The following is a 2,291-nucleotide window of genomic DNA, read 5'->3' on the forward strand; positions in this document are numbered from 1 at the left end:
GGTATCAAATTTGTGCTCACAAAGTGCGCTGCCAACGGCCATTGTTATCTTCCCGAGAGCACGTTGATAGAGGATACCTGCCGGTTATTAGATGTGGACGCAGACCTGGTACAACATTCTATAAAAGAATTGTTTAACCGTGAACAGATAATTGTGGAGCAACAAGACGGAGAGAGAATAATATATTCCCTTGCATTTTACCGTGCGGAAATGAATGTATGCAAAAGATTGATAAGACTCATCCTTTCAGAGGCGAAACAGATAAACATAGATGTGGATAACGACATAAAGACGGTGGAGTTTGAACAAGGCATAAAGCTGGCCCAGCACCAGCGCCAAGCGGTAAAAGAGGCCATGACAAATGGGGTGCTGGTGATAACCGGCGGTCCCGGAACAGGAAAGACCACCATAATAAATGCCATAATAAGAATGCTGAAAAGACAAGGGGTAACCATATCATTGGCCGCCCCTACCGGAAGGGCAGCTAAAAGGATGACTGAGACTACCGGGCAGGAGGCAAAGACTATCCACCGACTGTTGGAATACGGACCTAGTGAGGACGAACAGATAGATGTGTTTTCCAAGGATGAATTAAACCCGCTGGATACAGATGTTGTGATAGTGGATGAAGTTTCCATGGTGGATATATTGCTTATGAACAGCCTGCTCAAAGCGATAGCACCCGGTACCCGCCTCATCTTGGTAGGGGATGTGGATCAGCTTCCTTCAGTTGGGCCGGGGAATGTATTGAGGGATATAATCAACAGCGGCATAATAAAGACAGTGAGGCTGCAGGAGATATTCAGACAGGCAGAAGAGAGTATGATAATAGTGAATGCCCATAGGATAAATCAGGGATTGATGCCTTATGTGAATATCGGGGAAAAGGATTTTTATCTGGACCGAAAGGCTTCACCTGGGGATATACTGGATACAGTTATAGACTTGTGTTCGCTGCGGTTGCCCAAATATTTTAAACTCCATCCCCTCAAGGACATACAGGTTCTTTCTCCCATGAAAAAGGGCACTACAGGAGTAAGAAATCTGAACATACAGTTGCAAAAAGTGTTAAACCCTCCTTCCCGGGATAAAAATGAATATATTGAAGGGGAAAACATTTATCGTGTAGGGGATAAAGTGATGCAGATAAAAAATAACTATCAAATGAAGTGGGAAAAGATAAACTGGGTAGACAGAAGAGATAGGGAAGGATTGGGGATTTTTAACGGAGATGTGGGTTATATAACAGATATAAACAAACAGGACAGGACGCTAAAGGTTGTATTAGATGATGATAAACTTGTAAGCTATGAATTCAGCCAGTTGGATGAATTGGAACTTGCATATGCGGTTTCTGTCCATAAAAGCCAGGGCAGTGAATTCCCGGCAGTGATAATACCTTTATGCTGGGGACCACCTATGCTGATGACCAGAAATTTATTGTATACTGCAGTCACAAGGGCCAGGGATTTGGTGGTGGTAGTAGGAAGGGAAGCCATTATGGGAAAAATGATAGCCAACAACCATATTGCAAAGCGTTTTTCTGCCTTGGACAGGAGGTTGAAGGAGGAATTTGTAAGATGGGATGAACGTAGCTAGGCTGTATGCCGATGTATTAAAGAATATGATTTTTCCGCCCTGGTGTGAGTGTATAGTATGTGGTGCAAAAGATGCTACCATCTATCGGCATTTTGTATGTGGGCGATGTTGGACTCGTTTGCCGTTGATCAGGGGAAGGTTCTGTCTGGAATGTGGCAAGCAACTGCCTCACACATATCAATCTGACTATTGCCCTGATTGCAGCATAGATGTGCATTATTTCGATGGTGCAAGGTCTGTATTTTATTATACCCAGCCCGTTAAAAATATCATATCCAAATACAAATTCCATAAAAACAGGGATCTGTATACCTCCCTTTCAGGCTTTATGGTGGATATTTTAGAGGATACTTGTTGGACCCATATAGACTACATAATACCGGTACCCTTGCACAGACAAAGGCTAAAAGAGAGGGGCTTTAACCAATCAGAATGGCTTGCATTGGGTATTTACCTTAGAAAAGGGATGAAGGTAATGAACCATATTTTGATAAGAAAACAAAATACCCTATCTCAAAGCAGCCTAAAAAAACAGGACAGGCTGTTGAATATAAAAGGTGCATTTCAAGTTGTAAAACCCGATGCAATATCAGGCAAAAACATACTTTTGATAGATGATATATATACCACAGGAGCTACTATAAACGAATGCAGCCGAACGCTGAAAAAATACGGTGCAAACAAGATATATG

The 2,291-nt window shown here is 42.3% G+C and carries 2 protein-coding genes; both read left to right on the forward strand.

All coding sequences use genetic code 11. From position 1 onward, the window contains the following. Window positions 1–1,599: AAA family ATPase (locus tag PHP06_06955; protein MDD3840298.1), on the forward strand; the 1,599-nt coding region annotated here is incomplete at its 5' end. Next, a partial coding sequence (locus PHP06_06960) for a ComF family protein (protein ID MDD3840299.1) occupies window positions 1,586–2,291 on the forward strand: 706 nt, incomplete at its 3' end. The genes PHP06_06955 and PHP06_06960, both read left to right, overlap by 14 nt.

The sequence above is a fragment of the Clostridia bacterium genome (assembly GCA_028698525.1).
GTDB lineage: Bacteria > Bacillota > Clostridia > JAQVDB01 > JAQVDB01 > JAQVDB01.